The 21,875-nt window shown below is 45.5% G+C and carries 18 protein-coding genes and 1 pseudogene; 14 read left to right on the top strand and 5 right to left on the bottom strand.

What is annotated here, in order from left to right; translation table 11 throughout:
- Window positions 1-21 precede the first annotated feature (21 nt).
- The 9 genes from MHH56_RS21665 (at window position 22) to MHH56_RS21625 (ending at window position 12,685) form a co-directional block, all read left to right on the top strand.
- A complete protein-coding gene (locus MHH56_RS21665; protein ID WP_339203753.1) occupies window positions 22-1,365 on the top strand; it encodes a glycosyl hydrolase in 1,344 nt (447 codons plus the stop codon).
- A gap of 89 nt (window positions 1,366-1,454) precedes the next feature.
- A complete protein-coding gene (locus tag MHH56_RS21660; RefSeq protein WP_339203751.1) occupies window positions 1,455-3,233 on the top strand; it encodes a sensor histidine kinase in 1,779 nt (592 codons plus the stop codon).
- Window positions 3,226-4,287, top strand: coding sequence for a response regulator (locus MHH56_RS21655; RefSeq protein ID WP_339203750.1), 1,062 nt, complete (start codon window positions 3,226-3,228; stop codon window positions 4,285-4,287). The genes MHH56_RS21660 and MHH56_RS21655 overlap by 8 nt, the downstream gene beginning before the upstream one ends.
- A 101-nt stretch (window positions 4,288-4,388) precedes the next feature.
- Window positions 4,389-5,684, top strand: a complete 1,296-nt coding sequence (locus MHH56_RS21650) for an extracellular solute-binding protein (protein WP_339203749.1) — start codon at window positions 4,389-4,391, stop codon at window positions 5,682-5,684.
- Between the two features lie 187 nt (window positions 5,685-5,871).
- Complete coding sequence (locus MHH56_RS21645; RefSeq protein ID WP_339203747.1) at window positions 5,872-6,756, top strand: sugar ABC transporter permease; 885 nt, start codon at window positions 5,872-5,874, stop codon at window positions 6,754-6,756.
- Window positions 6,753-7,580, top strand: a complete 828-nt coding sequence (locus MHH56_RS21640) for a carbohydrate ABC transporter permease (RefSeq protein WP_339203745.1) — start codon at window positions 6,753-6,755, stop codon at window positions 7,578-7,580. Before MHH56_RS21645 ends, MHH56_RS21640 begins: the two co-directional genes overlap by 4 nt.
- Window positions 7,577-9,574, top strand: a complete 1,998-nt coding sequence (locus MHH56_RS21635; protein WP_339203743.1) for a beta-galactosidase — start codon at window positions 7,577-7,579, stop codon at window positions 9,572-9,574. Before MHH56_RS21640 ends, MHH56_RS21635 begins: the two co-directional genes overlap by 4 nt.
- Before the next feature lie 199 nt (window positions 9,575-9,773).
- Complete coding sequence (locus tag MHH56_RS21630; protein ID WP_339209694.1) at window positions 9,774-10,865, top strand: LLM class flavin-dependent oxidoreductase; 1,092 nt, start codon at window positions 9,774-9,776, stop codon at window positions 10,863-10,865.
- Window positions 10,866-11,068: 203 nt separating this feature from the next.
- On the top strand, window positions 11,069-12,685 hold the full coding sequence (locus MHH56_RS21625) for a hypothetical protein (RefSeq protein WP_339203742.1): 1,617 nt from the start codon (window positions 11,069-11,071) through the stop codon (window positions 12,683-12,685).
- On the opposite strand, the gene MHH56_RS21620 is transcribed toward MHH56_RS21625, so the two are convergent.
- Window positions 12,672-13,652 (bottom strand): AraC family transcriptional regulator, encoded by a 981-nt coding sequence (locus MHH56_RS21620; RefSeq protein ID WP_339203741.1) that lies wholly within the window; start codon window positions 13,650-13,652, stop codon window positions 12,672-12,674. The two genes, MHH56_RS21625 and MHH56_RS21620, sit on opposite strands and share 14 nt — an antisense overlap.
- A gap of 67 nt (window positions 13,653-13,719) precedes the next feature.
- Between MHH56_RS21620 and MHH56_RS21615 the strand changes: the two genes are divergently transcribed.
- The 3 genes from MHH56_RS21615 to MHH56_RS21605 all read left to right on the top strand — a co-directional run bounded on the left by MHH56_RS21615 (window position 13,720) and on the right by MHH56_RS21605 (window position 16,318).
- A complete protein-coding gene (locus MHH56_RS21615; RefSeq protein WP_339203740.1) occupies window positions 13,720-15,027 on the top strand; it encodes a hypothetical protein in 1,308 nt (435 codons plus the stop codon).
- A 171-nt stretch (window positions 15,028-15,198) separates the two neighbouring features.
- Window positions 15,199-15,501: a chorismate mutase gene (locus MHH56_RS21610; RefSeq protein ID WP_339203739.1), complete on the top strand. Its 303-nt coding sequence runs from the start codon at window positions 15,199-15,201 to the stop codon at window positions 15,499-15,501.
- Between the two features lie 49 nt (window positions 15,502-15,550).
- Window positions 15,551-16,318 carry a DUF3891 family protein gene (locus tag MHH56_RS21605; RefSeq protein ID WP_339203738.1) on the top strand — a complete coding sequence of 256 codons (768 nt, stop codon included), beginning with the start codon at window positions 15,551-15,553 and terminating at the stop codon, window positions 16,316-16,318.
- A gap of 69 nt (window positions 16,319-16,387) precedes the next feature.
- On the opposite strand, the gene MHH56_RS21600 is transcribed toward MHH56_RS21605, so the two are convergent.
- From MHH56_RS21600 to MHH56_RS21585, 4 genes are all read right to left on the bottom strand, one after another.
- Window positions 16,388-17,512, bottom strand: coding sequence for a Ger(x)C family spore germination protein (locus tag MHH56_RS21600; RefSeq protein WP_339203737.1), 1,125 nt, complete (start codon window positions 17,510-17,512; stop codon window positions 16,388-16,390).
- Window positions 17,509-18,609 (bottom strand): endospore germination permease, encoded by a 1,101-nt coding sequence (locus MHH56_RS21595; RefSeq protein ID WP_339203735.1) that lies wholly within the window; start codon window positions 18,607-18,609, stop codon window positions 17,509-17,511. The genes MHH56_RS21600 and MHH56_RS21595 overlap by 4 nt, the downstream gene beginning before the upstream one ends.
- Complete coding sequence (locus MHH56_RS21590; protein WP_339203734.1) at window positions 18,606-20,084, bottom strand: spore germination protein; 1,479 nt, start codon at window positions 20,082-20,084, stop codon at window positions 18,606-18,608. The genes MHH56_RS21595 and MHH56_RS21590 overlap by 4 nt, the downstream gene beginning before the upstream one ends.
- A gap of 149 nt (window positions 20,085-20,233) precedes the next feature.
- Window positions 20,234-21,175, bottom strand: a complete 942-nt coding sequence (locus MHH56_RS21585; RefSeq protein WP_076266664.1) for a ribose-phosphate pyrophosphokinase — start codon at window positions 21,173-21,175, stop codon at window positions 20,234-20,236.
- Between the two features lie 128 nt (window positions 21,176-21,303).
- On the opposite strand from MHH56_RS21585, the gene MHH56_RS21580 reads away from it, so the two are divergent.
- Window positions 21,304-21,555, top strand: coding sequence for a hypothetical protein (locus MHH56_RS21580; protein WP_339203732.1), 252 nt, complete (start codon window positions 21,304-21,306; stop codon window positions 21,553-21,555).
- Window positions 21,537-21,854, top strand: a pseudogene (locus MHH56_RS21575) (MFS transporter); the annotation flags it as partial. The gene MHH56_RS21580 and the pseudogene MHH56_RS21575, both read left to right, overlap by 19 nt.
- Window positions 21,855-21,875 lie beyond the last annotated feature (21 nt).

The following is a 21,875-nucleotide window of genomic DNA, read 5'->3' as shown; positions in this document are numbered from 1 at the left end:
CAAAAAGTGAGGTTTGCGGTGATGAGAGAGAAACAGATACAATGGTTTGCAAGCACGGAAACCAAGCGATGGTTCAATAAAACGATAGAGGAAGCCGGTAATGGAAACCATAATCTGACATTCTCAGGTGAGAGCTTTCAGCGGTTAGAAGGGTTTGGAGGCTGCTTTAACGAGCTTGGTTATGCTGCTCTGCAGCATCTGCCGGAGGAAGAACGCAGTCAAGTGATGCATGCGCTCTTTCATCCCGAAGGCGAGCATAAATTCAGTATTTGCAGGCTTCCGATTGGCGCTAGCGATTATGCACTGGAATGGTATAGCTTAAACGAAACAGACGGAGACTTAAGTATGGAGCATTTCTCCATTGCCCGTGATCAACAACATTTGATTCCTTATATTAAGGAAGCGCTAAAACTTAATCCTGAATTGAAACTGTTCGCCTCTCCGTGGAGCCCTCCGACCTGGATGAAATTTCCGAAGGCGTACAATTACGGCACGCTACGCTGGGAGAAAGAAATTTTAGAAGCGTACGCGCTCTATTTTGTAAAGTTTGTAGAGGCATACAAGGCAGAAGGCATTACGATTCACCAGGTTCATGTTCAAAATGAGGTGGTTGCGGATCAGAAGTTTCCTTCCTGCGTATGGACGGGCGAGCAGCTTCGTGAATTTATACGTGATTATTTGGGACCTGCCTTTGAGAGCCACGGACTCGATACAGAAATATGGCTGGGCACAATTAATGCGCCGGAAGCATGGGATGAATGGCTGAAGAAGAAGGCAACTGATTTTGATGCGTATGCCAATACGGTGCTAAGCGACCCTGAAGCTTATAAATATGTGAAGGGCGTTGGCTATCAATGGGCGGGCAAGCATGCTTTGCAGCGTACCGTTCAAAGCTATCCTGAGCTTCGTTATATGCAAACGGAAAATGAATGCGGTGACGGTGAAAACAGTTGGTTCTATGCAAGATATGTGTTTAATCTCTATCATCATTATTTTACGAATGGCGTGAACGCGTATATTTACTGGAACATGGTGCTGGAACCAAAAGGCCGCAGCACATGGGGCTGGGAGCAAAATGCGATGCTGACCGTAGACAAGGAAAAGCAGCTTGCCATCCGTAATCCGGAGTATTATGTGATGAAGCATTTTGCCCATTTCACTTCGCCTGATGATCGAAGAATAGGGCTGAAAGGTCCATGGTCAGGCAATGCGATTGCTTTCGAGAAGCCGGACGGCACACGCATCATCGTCTTAACGAATCCATTCAAGGAAAAAAGGGAGCTGCGTTTGTCCATCGGCTCCAAACTCCAGCTGTTTGAGCTGGAACCGGAATCCTTTCATACAATTGTCATTCCATGTGGATGATGAAAGCATATAAACTAACGCCAGCAATCGATGGGGCGTTAGTTTTTTGCACACAATAGCTAGAAGAGAAGCGGGAGGCGAGAGAGCAAATGTTGGCCAAGCTAATCCGTTTACTGACAGAACCCTTCCGTCGCAGTATTCGGAATAAATTGATTTTTACGATGATTTTTTTATCCGTTATTCCGATTATAGCGGTTACTGCCTTAGCCGCCGAAAACAACCGAAAGTCGATGGAAGCGGAAGTTATCGGAACGAATTTATCCAATATGAAGTGGACTGGCGTCTACTTGGGCGAGCAGTTCTCGCAATTGAACAATCTCGTTTATTCCGTACTCATCAGCCCTCATCTTAGTGATTATTTGGCAAGCACAGAGGGTTCACTGCTCATTAACCAATTCGCCGCTCAAAAAAATATTATGGATACGCTGAGCAATTTGTTTTATTCCGCAGGAAATCATGTCATCGGCGTTGAGCTGTTTTTGAAAGAGCCGCGGAAACTGTTTACCATAAGCGGGAATCAGTATGATTTGGAAACGTCGCCTGCAATCCCTTCTCCATATAAGCAGCTATTTGAGGAAAATAAAGATTTTCTTATTCAATCCAATACTTTGGATGAAGGTCACTTTCAATTGATTCGGAGCATTAACCGTTTTGAGAATCGGGAGAAGCTAGGCGGCATCTCGCTTAAAATTCGCTGGTCGATGCTTGATCAGACGCTCGATTTGATAGGCCGAGGCAAGGATCATCAGGTTCTGATCGCGAGCGAAGACGGAAATGTGCTTTATCAACGTTTCGGAGAGCGCCCGTCGGATAACATTATGCTGCGGATCAAGGAAACAACAGAGGATCAAGGTTATTTCCGCATGTCGAAGGAGTACGTGTTTTATAACACGATTGATCCCGTCGGCTTGAAGCTGATTACAATTATTCCGACCAGCTTTATTAATAAGAGCGCGCAATCGACGATGCGATTTGGCCTTATCGTAGGCGCAATTTCTATTGTGCTGTCCATTTTGATTGCTATTTTGTTAGCATGGCGGACGGCCACGCCAATTGTTACGCTCGCAAGATCGATGCAGGGCCTTGGCATCATTAAGGAAACGGAGCTGCCTCAAAGCAACCGCGTAGATGAGATCGGCTTGCTTGAAACGAAGCTTTACAACATGTCCTACCGCATTAGAGAGCATATTAAAACGGAATACAGTATCAATCTGGAGAAAAAAACCGCGGAGCTTAAAGCGCTCCAAGCGCAAATCAATCCGCATTTTTTGCAAAATACACTTCAAATGATCGGCAGCATGCTCTTTACGAAAAAACCTGCGGAGAGCTATGAAATCATTCGATCGCTTAGCGATATGTTTCGATATGTCATTCGCGATCCCAACGATCTCGCCTCATTAAAAGCAGAAATCGATCATTTAAACAATTATATGCTTATCCAGAAGCAGCGTTTTTACTCCAAGCTTACCTATCACACGGAAATGGACGAGTCCTTGATGCTTTCTCCGATTCCGAAGCTGACGCTCCAGCCAATTGTTGAAAATGCTTTTTTCCATGGACTAGAAAATAAATCAGGTCATTGGGAGCTTAGCGTGAGCGTAGTGCGGGAGCATGATAAAGTTCGAATACGAATCCGTGACAATGGCGTCGGTATACGCGAGGATAAGCTTGCCGACCTGCAAAAGCGGCTTCACCAACATAGCGGACAGGTTTGGACGCACGGCAATCGCATCGGCATTCAAAATGTTGCGTCCCGCATTCAAATGCATTTTGGCCCAGACTATGGGATTACGATTGAAAGCGAGTTAGGAGCGGGAACGACGGTCACCGTCTCTATTCCAATAGCAGGGGGAGATCAGCATGCTTAAAGTATTCATTGTGGATGATGAGAGCTGGGCAAGAGACATCATCAAAGCGTTCGGAGAGTGGGAAAGCCTCGGCATGGAAATTGTAGGAGAAGCAGAGGACGGTACCGAAGCGCTTCGAATGATGGAGGTTTTGCAGCCTCATATTGTCATTACTGATATGCGGATGCCCGGAACAGATGGCGCTGCACTGCTGCAGCAGCTTAATGATCAATTTCCAGCAATCAAGACGATTGTCGTCAGCGGGTATGATGATTTTCAATATGCCAAACATGCGCTTCGCTTCAAGGCGATGGATTATCTGCTTAAGCCAGTTGATCCGAAAGAGCTAAATACGGCGCTGCAAAATTGCAAAAGCGGGCTTGAAGCTGTTCAAATGGAGCGTGGAACAATATCACTGGATCTTGATATTTCATATACATTGGCATCGTATAAGAAGCTTTTAAAGTTGCGTTTCAATGAGCTGAATAAAGATGGCGTTAAGACAACGCTTGCTCAAATGATGAAGGAGCTTGAGCAGAGCGGAATTACGAAAGCGGTCATGCTGGAGCAGGTCGTACAAGAGCTGCTTCTGCTGCTTAAGGAATTAATGAATGCTAATTCACAAGACAGCGACTCGCTGCATGCGCCGTATGGGCATGAAATCACCCAGTCAAGTGAGAATACAGCTGCTTTTCTTACCCATCATTATGTGACTACACTGGAGCAGCTTATTCATCAGCGGAAGTTCAAAAACAAATTGAATCTGGATGAAGTCAGGCTGTATATGGAGAAACATTATACGGAGCCGGTTACGCTGGAGCAGCTCGCTAGAGCTTTTTTTGTGAGCAAGGAATATTTGAGCAAAGTGTTCAAGCAGGAATATGGACGCAATGTCACGGACTATATGCTGCACCTGCGCATGGTGAAAGCGAAAGAGTGGCTGATGGATGAGAGCATTCCCATTAAAGCGATTGCGGAAATGGCGGGCTATGAAGACATCACCTATTTTTATCGAGTGTTCAAGAAGCATTTTGGCATCGCGCCAGGTGAGATGAGGAAGAGCAGCGAGGTTTAAAAATGTCCAACGAAAGAGTCTAATTCTGTCCAATTAAACGCTTTCATTTTTTAGATACAATGAAAGCGTAAACAAAACAAGCTTCTGGGAGGTCAAATGAGATGAAAAAAATAGTTAAAGGCTTACTCGTTACGATGCTCGCGACAACACTGTTAGCTGGCTGCGGCAGCAATACAAATAATGCTGGCAGCACAGATGGGGCAGCAAGCGGCGGCGGTGAAGCTAAGAGCGTAAAGCTGAAAATGTTCATTGCTCAGCCTCGTTTTAAAGAGCATTACGATAAATATATTGCTGACTTCGTAGCGAAAGAAAAAGCAGAGAAAAACATCGACGTGTCGGTACAGCTCGAAATGCCGACTGCCGATAATGCGGCGCAAATTTTGAAGACTCGCCTTGCCTCCAATGATGCACCTGATATTTTCGCGCTTCATGCCATTAACGAAATTCCTTCTTACTACAAAGCAGGTTACTTAGAAGATTTATCCGATCAGCCTTTTGTCGGCAAGCTGCTGGACAGCGTTAAACCATCGGTTACAACGACAGATGGTAAAGTCGTAGCCGTTCCTCTGGAAACATTGTCATGGGGCTACTTGTACAACAAAAAGATCTTTACGGATCTTGGCATTACGCCTCCAAAAACGTTGACAGAAATGAAAGCGGTTGTCGAGAAGCTGAAAGCGAATAAGGTAACGCCTTTTGTGCTTTCATATAAGGAAGCTTGGATTCCACAGCTAGTGCTGCCGCTCGCAGCAGGCGCACTTATCAATACGGAGGACGCTGATTTCATCGAACGGATGAATAAGGATGAAGGCTCCTTTACAGAGCTAAAAGCAATGTTCGACATCTTTGATCTTATTAATGCGAACGGAACGGAAAAAGCGACAGAAGTGGGCGGCGATGATGGCGCAGCAGCGTTTGCGGCAGGCAAAGGCGCAATGTGGCTGCAAGGTCCGTGGTACGCAGAAACGATTCTTAAATCCAATCCGGATCTTGATTTTGGCGTAGCACCGCTTCCAATCAATGACAATCCAGATGCGACACTTATTAACCTTAGCGCTTCGACTTCCCTAGCTGTCTCTAAGAGCACAAAAAACAAGGAAGTCGCGCTGGATTTCATCAACTACATTCTGGATGATACTGCTTCAAATGCTTTCTTCCAAGCGCTTAAATTCAACCCAATCTCCACTGTGCATACGTATGAGAGCTATCCATGGGTAAATGATGCAACAGCTTATGTGAAAGAAGGCAAGTCTTATCAAGACCCAGCTATTCCTCAATCCGTGAAGGATGAAGTGGGCAAAGGGCTGCAAGCATATTATGCCGGTCAATTATCGCAAGATGATGTACTCAAAGCACTCGATAAAGCTTGGAAATCGTACAACAAGGTAAATAAATAAACCACACATGCTCGGGATGAAGGGGAGACAAGGAGATTCTGCTTCGCTTCATCCCGATTTTAAAATATAAGAAAGTATATCATTTTCTCATACTTATCTTATATTTCACCGTCAAAGCTGCTCAGCGTCTAAAGGACGCCGAAGACATCTTTGCGCAGTAAAGACACATAGGAGAGGGGCGGATACTGTGCCGATCAAGAGCTACAAAAAATACATCTCGTTATTTACGTTTGTCGCGCCCGCTTTTATTTTGTACGCGATCTTCCTGCTGATTCCAACGCTCGGCGGAATGTTTTACAGCTTCACGGATTGGAATGGCTTGAATCGTGACTATGACTTTATTGGAATGGGCAACTTTATTGAAGCGCTAAGAGACGATCCCGATTTTGTCGGTTCGTTATTGTTCACCTTGAAGTATGTGCTGTTCATGGTTGTGCTGCAAAATGTATTTGCGCTGCTGCTGGCTGTATTTATTGAATCACGCCGCAAAAGCAAAGGTTTCTTTCGTACCATTTTCTTCATGCCCAACATGATAAGCACGATTATCAGCGCATTTATGTGGACATTTGTATTCGCGCAGGTTCTTCCTCAGCTGGCAGAAAAGACAGCGCTTACGTTTCTGGACCAAGCTTGGATCGGTGATCCAAAAGTAAGTTTCTTCTCGATTCTGACCGTTTCCCTCTGGAACGGCGTCGGCTACATGATGATTATTTATTTGGCAGGGCTGCAGGGTGTGCCTCAAAGCTTGAAGGAAGCAGCTGTTATCGATGGCGCTACCGCTTTCCAAACGTTTCGCAATGTGACCTTGCCGATGATTTCACATGCGATTACAATCTGTTTCTTCCTTACGCTAAACGGCGCGTTTAAAGTGTTCGAGGTTGTATATGGCTTAACAGGCGGAGGACCAGGACGAAGCACACAGGTTATTACGATGAACATTTACGAGGAAGCCTTCTCAAACAACTTCCGATATGGTTATGCCAGCGCAAAATCGGTCATTCTATTCGTGATTATTCTCATCTTCACATTTATCCAAATTCGTGTCATGAAGAAAAGAGAGGTGGAAGCATGAGACAGAAGAAATCAACCTCCCTCCTTATTACCATTTTCCTGTCGATCGGGGCTGCGATCTCTTTTTTTCCGATTTACTTGGCGGTTATTAACTCGTTTAAGACACAAGGTGAGATGTTCAAGTCGTTCGTCTCGCTGCCATCGAAGATTCAATTCGATAATTATGTAAATGCTTTTCATCAAATCAATCTGCTGGGCAGCACACTCAACTCGATCATTATTTCGGTGCTCGGCATCGGCGGAATCATCTTTTGCGCATCGCTTGCTGGCTATAAGCTGTCACGTACGAGCGGAAAGATAAGCAATTTGATTTTTTTCCTGTTTATCGCTTCCATGCTTGTGCCGTTTCATTCGATTATGATTCCATTGACTAGAATGGCCAAAGCCTTGTCTGTTCAAGGCAGTACGTATGGGCTTGCAATCATATATATTGGACTTGGCGTCAATATGGCGATCTTTCTGTATCATGGCTTCGTGAAGTCTATACCTAAGGAGCTGGAGGAGGCGGCGCAAATTGATGGCTGCAATGAATATCAAACGTTCTTTAAAATTATTTTCCCGCTGCTTGTGCCGATTACAGTGACGATAGCGATTTTAGATTTCCTCTGGATCTGGAATGATTTCCTGCTGCCGCTGCTCATGCTGACAGACGTAAGCAATTACACGCTTATCTTATCGACAAACACGCTGTTCGGTGAGTATAACAAGGAATGGTCGCTTATTTTGGCGGCGCTCGTACTGACTGCGATTCCAGTCATTATTATTTACTCCTTCTTCCAAAAGTTTATTATGCATGGGATTGCCGAGGGGGCTGTTAAAGGATGAATAAACTGTTATATGGCGTCGCTTATTATGACGAATATATGCCTTATGAGCGATTAGATGAGGATATTCGGATGATGAAGGAAGCAGGCATTAACGTGGTTCGAATCGCGGAATCGACATGGAGCACACATGAGCCGCAAAACGGCGTATTCGACTTCTCATCCGTAGACAGAGTGCTGGATGCGATGCACAAAGCCGGTATTGCCGTCATTGTTGGCACACCAACCTATGCTGTGCCTGCTTGGATGGTCAAAGAGCACCCGGATGTACTTGCTGTAACACCTCGCGGACCGGGAAAATACGGCGCTCGCCAAATTATGGATATTACAAATGCTGCTTATCTTTTCTATTCAGAGCGAATCATCCGCAAGCTCATTAGCCGGGTAAGCAAACATCCAGCCGTGATTGGCTATCAGACGGATAATGAAACGAAACATTATGACACGGCGGGGCCAAATGTTCAACTGCAGTTTGTCAAATATATGAGGGATACTTATGAAACGCTAGACGTCGTTAATCAGCTGTTTGGGCTTGATTATTGGAGCAATCGCATCAACAGCTGGGAGGAGTTCCCTTCCGTTGTCGGCACAATCAATGGCAGCTTAGGCGCGGAGTTCGCGAAGTTCCAGCGGAAGCTGGTAAATGATTTTTTGGCATGGCAGGTCTCTATCGTGAACGAATATAAGCAGCCGGGACAATTTGTAACTCAAAACTTTGATTTTGAATGGAGAGGCTACTCATTTGGCGTTCAGCCTTCCGTTGATCACTTTGCTGCTTCGGTGCCTTTTGACATTGCTGGTGTCGATATTTATCATCCTTCGCAGGATGATTTAACCGGCATCGAAATCTCGTTTGGCGGCGACATGGCAAGATCGCTCAAAAACGATAATTACTTAGTGCTCGAAACGCAGGCACAAGCCTTCCCGCATTGGACGCCGTATCCCGGGCAATTGCGCTTGCAGGCGTTTAGCCACCTTGCTTCCGGTGCGAACATGGTTGCGTATTGGCACTGGCATTCGATTCACAATTCGTTCGAAACGTATTGGAAGGGGCTGCTCAGCCATGATTTTCAGCCTAATCCTGTTTATAACGAAGCTAAAACGATCGGTGCGGATTTTGCTAGGCTGAGCGAGGAGCTTGCCAGCCTCCGCAAAAACAATCAAGTGGCTGTAATGGTCAGCAACGAGGCTTTATCTGCAATGGAATGGTTTAAGCTTCCAGATGGAAAAACCTACAATGATGTTGTTCGCGCTCTCTATGACGAATTGTACAAGCTTAACGTCGAGGTCGATTTTATTCAGCCGACCTGCACCCATTTGGATAAATACAATATGATTGTCGTACCAGCGCTTTACGCTGCCCCTTCAGAGACTTTGGAGCGATTAAATGAATTCGTACGAAGCGGGGGACATGTGGTTTATACGTTCAAAAGCGGATTCGCCGACGAAGTCGTTAAGGTACGTACTTCACAGCAGCCCGGTATCATACAAGCAGCTTGCGGCATATCCTATAGCATGTTCGTAACGCCAAATCATGTCGGGTTAAAAGGGGCACTGATCGATCAGAGTAACGAGGCGAAAGAGGTTGAAGCGTGGATGGAGCTTATCACGCCAACAACCGCTGAAGTGCTGGCTTATTATGATCATGCGCAGTGGGGTGAATATGCGGCAATTACAAGAAATAACTATGGAAAAGGAACGGCTACCTATATAGGATGCTTGCCTAGCCCTGCTGTTGTAAAACGTTTGCTATGCGGGGCTTTGCAGAATGCAGGTCTTTGGGGCGCAGAGCAAGAGCTTGTTTTTCCAATCATCGTAAAATCGGGCTTGAATACTAGCGGAAAGCATATACGATATTATTTCAACTACTCAAATGACGCCGTTACATTTGACTATAAGTATCAGGACGGTACGGAGCTGCTGAATGGCATTAAAGTTATAAGTGGACAACAGCTGGAGCTCGCACCATGGGGCTTTCTCATCATATCAGCCTAAATAGTAGGAACCTTCCGATCACTTTTACTGTGATTTTGAAGGTTCTTTTGTACTTTGTAAGCGATTTAGGCGTGCTTCATGCTCTTGATCTTGACGCAACTTAATAACTTATGTATCATTACTTACGTAAAGTAACTAGGTCGGCGAACAAAATATGTACTCTTGCCTTGGATATAAATATAGGAAAGCGGTGTTTGAAATCAACGAGAAAATACAACAAGTTGCTCAGCCTTCGAAGGAACGAGCAGATGTGTTCGAATTTGGCATTTACACATTAGGTGATATAAGTACTGATCCTATCAGTAAAGTATCGCCAAATGCGAGAGAGCGTTTGAAGGAAATCGTCGCAGCTGCCAAGCTTGCAGATGAGGCGGGCATTGATGTATTTGGAGTGGGTGAGCATCATCGCTTGGACTTCGCTGTTACATCTCCACCTGTTCTGCTTGCTGCAATCGCGCAAGCGACGAAGCGGATTCGGTTAACGAGCGCAACGACGGTGCTTGGAACATCAGATCCAGTTCGAGTATTTGAGGATTTCGCTACACTTGATTTGCTCTCGGATGGACGCGCGGAAATTATTGCGGGACGAGGAGCGTATATAGAGTCATTTCCATTGTTTGGGTATGAGCTTGAGAGCTATAAGGAGCTCTTTCAGGAGAAGCTTAATCTGCTGCTTGCATTAAATGAAACCGAGCATATCACTTGGAATGGAAAATATAGAACGCCGCTGCTGAATGCTGAGATTGCACCTCGTCCAGAGCAGGCGCAGCTGCCCGTATGGGTCGGTGTCGGCGGTACGCCTCAGAGCGCGGAGCTCGCAGGAAGTCATGGTCTAGGAATGGCCCTTGCCATCCTTGGCGGAGATCCAGCTCGATTTAAACCGCTTGTAGACGTATATCGTGCTGCTGGTGTTCGCGCAGGCTATAAACAAGAAGCTCTAAAAGTAGCGATCACAAGCCATGGTTATATTGCCAACTCGACTGAGCAAGCAAAGGATGAATATTATCCTTATTATGCTCATTATGTAAGCCAGTTTATGGGAGGCAAGCAGAGGGGCGAGTCGATGGCACGCGAGCAATTCGAACAATTGGCAAGTCCAATCAATGCGCTGGCTGTAGGCAGCCCGGAAATGCTTGTTGAGAAAATTTTGGCGCAGCATGAGCTCTTTGGTCATCAGCGCTTCATGGCTCAGTTTGATATCGGCGGCATTCCGTTCTCAAAGGTAGCGGCTTCCATTGAGCTGCTGGCGACGAAGGTTGCGCCAGTTGTACGCAGAGAACTGAGCAAATAAAAGATTGCTAAGTCAGATTAATAGTGAATATGAAGACTGTTCAATGCCATGAAGTGGCGGCGGCAGTCTTTTTTAATGTTATTGGATGTCCCATTTGGTTCATTATTTATTCGTGGTACGACTCATTTCGTTATTCAAATTGCTGGCAGCGAATACTATACTCGGTTTTATAGAACGATGTTCAAATACGGGAGGCGCTCACGATGGAGTTTTTAGATCTATTAACCAATCCGGACAATGTTGAAATGGAGTGGGAACAGGGATGGGTTCGCGCGTCATTCCGTTCACGAGAATGGTATGCAGGCGAAACCGTCATTTCATTTGAAACGAGGGCTAATTGTATGGCCGTTCGATTAAGTGCAGGTCAGACGCCAGTTAGGCGGCTTCATCTGAGATGGCAGCGAGAACTGGACAGCGGGGGCATTCGTGTTCTGGGTGACCAATGGGAACGAGGTTACGGTGATTTGGAATGGCGGGGTTTAGTTGCTGAGCGTGAAATGCCTTGGTATTTCCTGTTGTCAAAAGGGGGACGTACGCATGGTTATGGCGTAGAGACCGGTACAAGCTCCTTTTGTTATTGGCAAGCGGATGCAGGCGGAATTAGCCTGACACTTGATGTTCGCTGTGGTGAAGCGGGAGTGCTGCTTGGTGATCGAACGCTCGAGGCTGCGGTCATTGTAACGAGAGAAGGTGCGGAAGGCGAATCGGCATTCGGTGCGGCAACGGCTTTTTGCAGAATGATGTGCAAGCAGCCGATTCTGCCTTCACAGCCTGTGTATGGGGGAAACAACTGGTATTATGCCTATGGGAATAGCTCGACAGCTGAGATAATCGCAGATTCAGAGCGTGTGTCAGATTGGTCTTCTTCGGTCGATAACCGTCCGTTTATGGTCATTGATGACGGTTGGCAGCTCTGCAGCGGCGGGGGCAGCTGCAATGGTGGGCCTTGGGAACCCAATTATCAGTTTTCTGATATGCAGAAGCTGGCCAGCGATATGAAAGGAATCGGGGTTCGTCCTGGCATATGGTGCAGACCGCTATTAGTCGCAAACAGTGTGCCAAATCATTGGAGAAGATATGGTGGCCACAATGTGGGCAGCATCTATTTGGACCCAAGCGTACCTGATGTGCTTGACTATGTAGGCAATGAAATTCGCAAGCTGCATGATTGGGGTTATGAACTGATTAAGCATGATTTTTCCACTTTCGATATTTTTGCCAAATGGGGCTTTGAAATGGGCGCATCAATGAGTAATCATGGTTTAGCTTTTGCTGATCGCACGAAGACGACGGCGGAAATTATTGTCGCTTTGTATAAGAAGATTGCAGAAGCTTCAGCGGACAGTTTAATTATTGGCTGTAATACAGTAGGGCACTTAGCAGCGGGCTTGGTTGAAATTCAGAGGACAGGTGACGATACGAGCGGTAAGGAATGGGAGCGTACACGTAAAATGGGTGTCAACACGCTTGCTTTCCGCATGCCGCAGCATGACACTTTCTTTGCGGCTGATGCGGATTGTGTTGGCTTGACCGACGATGTCCCTTGGCATTTGAACAAGCAGTGGCTGGAGCTATTGTCCGAAAGCGGAACACCGCTGTTCATTTCCGCAGACCCAAAAGCGGTTGGCGCGGAACAGGAAGCAGCGATTCGCAAAGCGTTCGAACGAGCGTCTAAACCGCTGCCGCCGGCTGAACCGCTGGACTGGCTTGATGATCGCTGTCCGTCCCGTTGGCAGATAGCCGGAGAGGAGCGGCATTTCAATTGGTATGCTGAACGCGGCGTACAATTGAATGAGCGTCCTCAAGTTACTCTGAGGTAGCAGAGGGAACGGAGCTGGATAAATGACCAGCATGAGGCTCCACCTCAAGCGGCGTTAAATAGCTTATCGTTGATTTATGCTGTCTCCGATAGGCGCCAGGCGTTAATCCTGACCATTTGGCGAACTGCCTAATAAAGCTTTGCACATTCTCGAATCCGATTCGGAATGCGATCTCTTCAAGCGGTATGTTTCGCATGACAAGCATATGCATCGCCTCCTGCTGTCTAATGATCGATAAATATTGACGAGGCGACATGCCGTACGCTTGTTGAAACAAACGGCCGGCATGTCTGCGGCTAATGCCTGTCTTAGCTGCAATGGTTTCAAGCCAGTTGCTCGTTGAGGAATCTGTACCGAGCTCATTGAAGGTGCTGATGAGCGCCTCAATTTCCCTCGCGATCCGATCAGCAAGCGGCTGCTCATTTGGTTCATTGATGGAGAGTAAGGCTTCGCTCTGCACAAACTCCTCCAAATGCACCAGCATTTCATTACAAAGCATAAAGACGCGGTGAGCAGAAGGATTCTGCTGCAAGCAGGAAATAAGTGCTTTTAGCAGCGGATTCAAACGTTCATTGAGCGGATGGTCTCTCGCAAATAAATACTCTCCGCAAGCTCGAAAGGCGTAGAGCAGCTTGCTGTCCACATTTTGCAAATGAAGGACAAAACCGTGCATCGTCTGCTGCTCGGGAACAATAAAGTCATGGAGCTTCATGGGAGGAATGAGAATAATATCACCTTCATGCTGCGTGAAGCTCTCGTTTCCAATACGAGCGATTTGATCGCCTGTTAGGACAATATTGATCTCCAGCATCCGATGATGGAGATGTAAATCGCATACAGGGCCTTGGCCGGCTTCGAACGTGCGCATGCCGTATAGGATAAGCTGTTCTTTATAATTAGGAAATGATTGGTTGAGGGCAGGATTAAGATTGCTCATCATAGCTCCTTTGTAAACGGAATTATTCATACCTTTATTATCTCTCTTACCGCTCAACAATAGCAATCCAAAGACAACCGAGAGGAATGAGACTATCGTGAAAATCGTATTGATTGGCGGAGGAAGCTTCGTATTTGCGCCAACGGTACTCGAAGATATCATCGTAAAGGAGAGGCTTGCAGGCTGTGAGCTTGTCCTTGTTGATCCAAATCTGGATGCGGCTGAAGGGATGGCAGCAGCTGCAAGAGAAATAGCAAGGCAGTTAGAGGTAGACATGCTTGCGACTGCAACGGTAAACAGACGAGAAGCGCTAATAGGTGCGGACTTTGTCATCGTATCCGCCTCGGTTCAAGGTGCACGCCGTTGGCAAATCGATTTTGATATATTACATGCATTAGGGATGGCCGATCAAGCAAGGGAATGTGGAGGCATGGGGGGCTTGATGAATGCTTTCCGGTCCATTACGCTGATTATGGATATTTGCCGTGATATGGATGAGTTGTGCCCGCAGGCGTGGATTCTGGATGTAACGAATCCAATGCCTCGTGTCGTAACGGCAGCAGCACGTTATTCATCGATTCGCATAGCTGGATTTTGCAATATTGCGTATCGGGGTGCTGAGGGCTACACATTCTTGCCAAAGCTGCTCGGCAAATCGGCCTCTGAGGTATCTATCGTAACTGCTGGACTTAATCACTTTGCATGGGTGATGGAAATAAAAGATAGCCGCACGGGTGAGGACCTTCTGCCTAAGCTTATCCAATTTATTGAAGAGGAGAACTGGTCTGATCAAGATGAAGAGACGCAGCGCGAGCTTCGTATTTCTAAGCGATGGCTGCGCGAGTATGGGGCAGTCGCGGCTGGACATGTTGATCATCATGCGGAATATCTTCCTTATCAAGAGGACATTCATTACACGACAGCACCTCCATATCATGGATCGTTCGAAGAACGCAGCAGACGCTTGGAAGAGCTGAAGCAGATTGGTGCAGGCAAAATGCATTATGATCGTTTATTTGACCATGGCAGCTGGGAGCATCCAGTAGCGCTTGCTCACGCGTTATATACAGGCAGCGACCTTCAGATTGATATTTTGAACGTTAAGAATGATGGCGCAATACCGGGTTTTCCTTCGGATCGAATCGTAGAATTACCAGTAACCGTATCAGGCGGGATGATTCATCCGGTAGAGGTTCCAGATTTCCCAGAGCCGCTGTTTCAATTGTGCCGTGTTATTTCGGATGTTCATGAGCTTGTCGTTGAAGCAGCAGTGACGGGCAATGTATCTATTGCGAAAAAAGCGATAGACGCTGATCCGGCTATTGAAAATAAAGAGGCTGCTTATCAAGCTTTGGAGCAGATGCTCGAAAGCCATGATGATTTACTGCCACAGTTTCATTCGTAATGTCTTTGCGAAATAGAACGATAGAAATGTTCACAGGAGAGCTCCTTCTTAGAAATAAGGCGGCTCTTCTTTTTATTGTTCTGGAATTTACATCCGATAAATGCGAATGCACATAGCCGCTAAGTGATGGAGATGGTACAATTATAGGAAAAATATTTAAGGGAGAGACGCATGGAAGTATCTAGACTAGATGAATTAAGACAAGCGATCGATCAAATCGATCACGACATCATTTCCTTGCTTGCAAGGCGGTTTCAATTAACGGAAGAAGTGGGTATGTACAAAGCAGCAAACCATCTCGCTGCACAAGACCTGAGCCGGGAAGCCCAACAATTTGATAAAATAAAGAAACTTGCGAGCAGCCATGATTTAAATCCAGAGACAGCAGCTTCGATTTATAGATGCTTAATGGATGTTGTTATTTCACGGCATAAGGAAATTGAGCAAGTTTACGCGCTGAACAATCGTGATTAGCTGATATAGAAATACAATATTATTTAACTACTGTGTGACGAAGAAAGGGATGGAAACGATGATTTTATATGAGAAGGAAGACGCATTCATATTGATCGCACAACATGATCATGCGAGAATATCCGGAGATCTTGTTTCTGCCTGGCAGAGCCAGTTATTTCATAGTGAGGAACGAAAAGATGAATTAGCTTACGCTGCATATGAGCATGATAGCAACTGGATTGATTTGGACCGTATCCCGCTTTGGAATGATGCAGCAAATATGCCGTTTTCGTTCCGCGATTTTCCAGGCAACATCCGCTTTTTCTTCTATTCCAAAGGCTTGGATCATGTTCAGAAAACGAGCGAATACGCCGCTTTGCTCGGCAGTATTTTGTATACGACGCTTGCTGAAAGGTTCAGAAATGATGATACGATTACGTTTGTAGAACGTGAATTTGCAAGACAAAGCGCGATCATCGAGCGACTTCAGCTGGACGTTAGCCTGCTTCAGCTTCATGCGAAAACGCTGCTGCTTTGTGATGAGCTGTCGCTGTTTGTATGTATGGAGCAGCCGGGAACACCTCGAAATCAATATGAATGGTTTGCTAATGGGTTTCCCTATTGGTTCGATCGTACGGGACAAACCTCATTGATAGCGGATTGGAAGGATGAAACGACCATCCAATTGCATCCATTCCCTTTCAAACATGAGGTGGAGACTTCATTATCTTATAAAGAAGTAAGCAAGGCGGACATTGCTGTTTATGGGATCGCAGAAGCTTATCAGCGTGCAGAGCTGCTTGCGCATAAGATTCGTTTTCAGCAAGCGCCATAGGAATAGTCATCGCTAGAAAGAAGGATACCGCATACTTGCTGGTATCCTTCTTTTTTAATCCCTCGATACTTACTTAACAGGCCCCATTGAAGTGATTTCTAAATCTACCTTTACACGCACTTCAGCATTCGCAAATGCTTCACCCCAATGATCCTCTACCTTGCAAAATTTCTCGTATTCCTTTGCTCTTGCATACACTCCAAGCCCTATGGGATCGATTTTATGTTTTTGCAGTTTCTCGATAATGCTCGTAAATTGCTCCTGCATGAGAACAGCTACTTGTTTTTCCAGCTTTTTATCCTCCTTCTCTACATTGAAAGGGAATAGATGCTCGGAGAGACTGCCCCTTGTCTTCACGTGGATATCAAACTTGAATTTATTGTTTTCATAGGTAGTTTTGATTTTTGTTTTTACTTTGGCGCCAGTTAGGCTTAAAATATTCGTTTCGAATGGCCCGTTTACAGGCTCACCGGGAATGGGATAGGACAAGCTGAAGCCCGGTGCCGCTTGTTTCTGCAAAATACTTAGCAGGATCGTTTCTTGGGGGCCCAATGAAAGCTCATATTTGCCTTTCGGATTCAGCAAAGCGGAGCCTTTCAGCCTAACCTGATTATTGACGATCTTCACTTCTGCAATGTAAGGCGTTAAGCCTTTATCATAAAACTGCCTGTGAAATTCTTGGGCGGTCGTCGCATACGTTTCCGATTTTATCGATTTGGTGTCCACCATGCCTCTGAGAAGAATAGGAAGCAGCGGCTGATCAGGAGGATTTAGTGAAAATACCTCATCTAAAGAGCCATCAACAGCAATAACTCGGTCGGTTACCGTGTTTCTTGCATCACGAAACAACACATCAAGCATCGGAAACCAATCCTCGTAACTCAGAAAATGTCTGCCTAGGAGAATAACCTGGTAATTTCGACCTTGGATGGAACCGCTTGATTGCGAGTCTTGGATCGCTTTGGATTGCCGAAGCGAATTCGCGCTGCCTGACGTTTCTTGGCTCTTTTTCTTTATATTTTTGCTGAAAACAGGAGCGGAAGAATAAAAATGAAATTTCTCATTTTTATCCAAATCCATGCCAAGAGCAAGCGGTGTTGCCGCATTTTCTAAATACAGCTGATCCCCGCAGGCGGTTGCAGTAAGACAAATCGTAATGAACAAGCAACATACAAAAAAGAGGCGCAGCTTCATAGTTCAGCCCTCCGATGTATTCGTTTGTAGATGACCATGTATATCAGCAGTAGAATAGGGAGTATATATTCCATCCCAAAACCAAACCAAGTAAGCCATAATTCCATTTGATCGCTTTGCTTGAATGAGGGGATGTGAATAAAAGTAGCTATTGCAATCATAATGCACAAGATGCGTAATGGGACACGATGGCTGCTTAGCCCGAAAACCTTGCTTATGCAAAAAGAGACGATATACATAGACGGAATCCAAACGAGTGAGAAGACAAACAAATAAAACGCGATGAAAGGCACCTCAATCCGTTCAATAAAGCGAAATTCAATTGTTTTGAGAATACTGATGATTGGATCATTATAAAGTGTGATTTCATGGGGACTGAAGTAAATGAAGCATATGATTGTAATAAATAGATGTACAGATAGGGTAATCGTATTGGATATAAATAGTGAAGAAGCAGCTTTATCCTTCTTAACTAAATAAGGATAAAATATAAAAACGGCAGCCAGGCCCAGATTCGGATAAATCGTTACTTTCAACGCCGACAGGACAGGCAGCCAGCCTACTTTTAATATGGGCAGCAAGTTGAGCCAATGAGCATATTTGAGGGTAAATAGATAAACAAAGGGCAACCAGCATGATATGACAGCAACTAGTTCTGCATATCGTCCCAAGATGCGCGGTCCGTTTATAGCGATTTTATAAGCGGGTATTAACAGCAGAATCATGAGTATGTAGGACTGGGTGTTTGGCATCAGCCAAATTTTAATAATCAAGATAGTGCGCACAAGACCGTCGTACATAAGAGAGAGGAAAAACAAGGCCAACAATAGGGTGAATCCTTTGGCAAGCCATTTCCCCATCATTGCAGGCAGCGCATCAATTAATGTTTTATCAGAACAATGTCTCATCACCATAATAATGATATACCCGCATAGAAGACTGATGGCATAACCAATTAAAATGGAAATCCAGCCGTCCGTTCCTGCTATTTCTGCTAACTTTCTCGGTAAGGAAAGGACGGCAACACTAATCTGAATACCGGAAATAATAAATATAAATTGCATCGAAGTTATCGTATTACCTTCGGTGTTCGTCAATGTGCTCCATCCTCCTTCCGAGTGTTTGTTTGACGTTTTTCTTGAAGCGGGAGTGCGTTTTTTGGTCTTTTTTCCATCAGCCATAATGGTGCTCGTATTAGGGTATCCTTCAAATCTGAGAAACGGAGCGGAGCCAGTGGGCTTCCATAAGGCATACCAAGCGATTTAAGCGTTAATAAATGAGCGATCATCGTCATCAAACCAACGATGATCCCGACAAATCCGAACAGTGAGGATAAAATCATGAGCATGAAACGAATTAAGCGAACGGCTGCAACCATATCGTAGTTCGGCAAAATAAATGAAGAAATGGCTGTAAATGCTACAACGATAACCATAACATTGCTTATTAAGCCTGCTTGAACGACAGCTTGTCCAAGCACAATACCCCCAACGATGCCAACCGTCTGGCCAACGGGGGCAGGCAGCCGGACGCCAGCTTCACGGAGCATTTCCAAAGTGATTTCCATTATAATGGCCTCCACAAAAGGTGGAAACGGTACTTGTCCGCGTGATTCTCCCAGGGTGAGAAGCAGCTTCATTGGAATGATCTCGATATGGAAGGAAACAACTGCGATATAAAAGGCAGGCAAAAATGTAGCAGTAATAAATGCAAACATTCGCAGCAGCCTCAAAAAGGTTGCAATGGACCAACGAGTACTATAATCGTCGATGCTTTGGAAATAAGAGTAGAAGCTGACTGGAGCAACGAGTACGCTTGGCGAACGGTCGACGACAACGACACATCTTCCTTGCAAAATTTGCGATGCTGCAGAATCTGGCCGCTCAGTAAGAACGAATTGCGGGAAGAGTGAGAAGGGATTATCCTCGATCAGCTCTGCCAGCTCACCGGTGTTTAAAATGACGTCTACGTCAATCTTTTGAATGCGATCCTTAAGATCGTTTAACAATTGAGGATTCATTACATCCTCTAGGTAAATAATCGTTACGGAGGTCTGGCCGCGCCGACCGACAATCAGCCGTTTCATTTTTAATTCGCGATTCGGGATATAACGTCTGATCATAGCGATATTTTGGCCGCTGGTTTCGACAAAGCCTTGATGGGCGCCTTTTAAGGAGGCTTCCATTTGTGGATCTTCAATTGCCCGCTGCGGCCAGCCGCTTGTGCCAAGCACATAGGCCGCCTCTCTGCCGCTCACGAATAATATGGATTTGCCGTGCAGTATTGCTATCTCAATTTGGTACCAATTCGTTTCGGGTACGATTTGTCCAATGGTCATCATTAACTCATCACCGGGTTTTCCCCCGCTCGAATCTAGCTGCAAGGGACGAAGGACGTCACTATTAATTGCTGCTCCATCTGTCAGCCCATCGATGTATATGAGTGCTGCTTGCTCAGTTGTTTGCTTGATCGTTAGTTTCCTTATGACTAAATCGCTTGTATCCGAAAAAATTTCTTTTATACGTTCTATGTTTATTTTCAGGTCTGAGCTGATAGGTTCTGTTTGATCCATTGTTATCCTCCCATCCTCGCTGCCGTCTTGATTGATACACCTATTTTGCCACGGTTTACCATAGCTATACGCATGCAAAATAAATACCCCCTTGCGAAAGAGCAAGGGGGCATAATTGATGTTATATGTTATTTTGCTTTACTGACGGCCTATGAGCCTGATTTAAACAAAGTTGCAATCGAGCCGCCTTCGGTAATGATTTTAATGGCGGTTGCAAGGAGCGGGGACATCGGCAGTACGACAAATTTACTCGAATGCTCTTGACCGATACTGATCGTATCTGTAATAACGACTTCGCGGATGTTCGGATGATCCAGCTTCTCAAGCGCATTGGCTGAGAACAGGCCATGTGTTGCACATATGTAGGAATCATGCGCGCCTTTTTTCTTAAGCGCCTCTACGACGTTTACAATTGTGCTGCCTGTATCAATTAAGTCTTCAATAATAATTGGTGTCATATCTTCAACATCACCGATGATATGCGTGATTTCAGACTGATTATGAGCGGGACGATTTTTGATCATGATCGCAAATGGACAGTCCAGCAAGCCGGCAAGTTTCTCGGCTGTTGTAGCTCGGCCCGCATCTGGCGATACGACAACAGGGTTTTTAATGTTTTTGCTTCGCAAATAATCAATGATCAAATCGAGCGCCGTTAAATGATCGACTGGAATATCGAAGAAGCCTTGAATCGGATCAGCATGCAAATCGACGGTAATGATTCGGTTTGCTCCAACGGTAGTCAATACATCGGCTACCATCTTAGCGGAGATGGGCTCCCTCGGTGCCGACTTTCTTTCCTGACGTGCATAACCATAGTAAGGCATAACGATATTAATGGTTTTCGCTGATGCTCGTTTGGCAGCGTCTATCATGACGAGAGTTTCGATTAAATGCTCATTAACGGGATGGGATAGTGATTGGACGATGAATACGTCACAAGTACGAATAGGTTCTCCGTATGAAACATGAATCTCACCGCTTTGATGCCTTGATATTGCAACATTGCCTAGCGGGAGCTCAAGTTCTTTACATAACTCCTCAGCCAACTTCTGGTTCGAAGTGCCGGAGAAAATTTTAATCTTTTGCATGTGATCCTCCTAAATGGTAGCTACAAGATGCTACGTTAAACGACATTATTAGCTCAATCATAACAAACAAAACAAAAGAGGACAAATATTTGCTGAAACGACTTTTCTATTGGAACAAATAATGAAAGGTGATAAAGTGGATCAAGGAAAAAGTGCCACAGAATGAGATGCCCTACTTGCTTGCTCAGAAAAAAATTCAAACTCAAAATCAATTCACTGGCATTAAACGGCTTTGGCTGATCCTCTTGCTTGGATCGCTCTCCGCGTTTGGGCCGTTGTCCCTTGACATGTATTTGCCGGCGCTGCCGCAGCTAACGGATGATTTCGTTACAAGCGCGTCTCTTGTTCGGCATCAGCTAGCGGAATATTGCTTATCATGATATTAATTGACGCGCCGCTCGCTGCGATTCTTGTGCCATTGTTTTTTGTTGTAGCAAGCGTTGGTATTATTTCGACGACTGGCTTCTCTTTAGCAATGCAAAAGCATGGCTATGCTGCGGGAAGCGCATCTGCATTGCTCGGGTTATTATCCTTTACATTTGGGGGCATGATTTTACCGCTCGTAGGTCTTGGCGGCAGCGCAAATGCGCTCCCTATGGGAATTTGGATAGCCATTGCAGAGTTGAGTGCTGTAGCCTGTTATATTCTTTTGATCAAAAAGCCGTTTCGAAAGCGCTAATCCAACGAGCCTGCCATCCAG

This window comes from Paenibacillus sp. FSL K6-3182, assembly GCF_037976325.1.
In the GTDB taxonomy this organism is placed as follows: domain Bacteria; phylum Bacillota; class Bacilli; order Paenibacillales; family Paenibacillaceae; genus Pristimantibacillus.
This window is presented reverse-complemented; position numbering and strand designations above follow the sequence as displayed.

What these genes read in the sequence shown, in the direction of transcription:
- MHH56_RS21665 (WP_339203753.1), top strand. Translation starts at nt 22, where the DNA reads ATGAGAGAGAAACAGATACAATGGTTTGCAAGCACGGAAACCAAGCGA.
- MHH56_RS21660 (WP_339203751.1), top strand. Translation starts at nt 1,455, where the DNA reads ATGTTGGCCAAGCTAATCCGTTTACTGACAGAACCCTTCCGTCGCAGT.
- MHH56_RS21655 (WP_339203750.1), top strand. Translation starts at nt 3,226, where the DNA reads ATGCTTAAAGTATTCATTGTGGATGATGAGAGCTGGGCAAGAGACATC.
- MHH56_RS21650 (WP_339203749.1), top strand. Translation starts at nt 4,389, where the DNA reads ATGAAAAAAATAGTTAAAGGCTTACTCGTTACGATGCTCGCGACAACA.
- MHH56_RS21640 (WP_339203745.1), top strand. Translation starts at nt 6,753, where the DNA reads ATGAGACAGAAGAAATCAACCTCCCTCCTTATTACCATTTTCCTGTCG.
- MHH56_RS21635 (WP_339203743.1), top strand. Translation starts at nt 7,577, where the DNA reads ATGAATAAACTGTTATATGGCGTCGCTTATTATGACGAATATATGCCT.
- MHH56_RS21625 (WP_339203742.1), top strand. Translation starts at nt 11,069, where the DNA reads ATGGAGTTTTTAGATCTATTAACCAATCCGGACAATGTTGAAATGGAG.
- MHH56_RS21620 (WP_339203741.1), bottom strand. Translation starts at nt 13,652, where the DNA reads ATGAATAATTCCGTTTACAAAGGAGCTATGATGAGCAATCTTAATCCT.
- MHH56_RS21610 (WP_339203739.1), top strand. Translation starts at nt 15,199, where the DNA reads ATGGAAGTATCTAGACTAGATGAATTAAGACAAGCGATCGATCAAATC.
- MHH56_RS21605 (WP_339203738.1), top strand. Translation starts at nt 15,551, where the DNA reads ATGGAAACGATGATTTTATATGAGAAGGAAGACGCATTCATATTGATC.
- MHH56_RS21600 (WP_339203737.1), bottom strand. Translation starts at nt 17,512, where the DNA reads ATGAAGCTGCGCCTCTTTTTTGTATGTTGCTTGTTCATTACGATTTGT.
- MHH56_RS21590 (WP_339203734.1), bottom strand. Translation starts at nt 20,084, where the DNA reads ATGGATCAAACAGAACCTATCAGCTCAGACCTGAAAATAAACATAGAA.
- MHH56_RS21585 (WP_076266664.1), bottom strand. Translation starts at nt 21,175, where the DNA reads ATGCAAAAGATTAAAATTTTCTCCGGCACTTCGAACCAGAAGTTGGCT.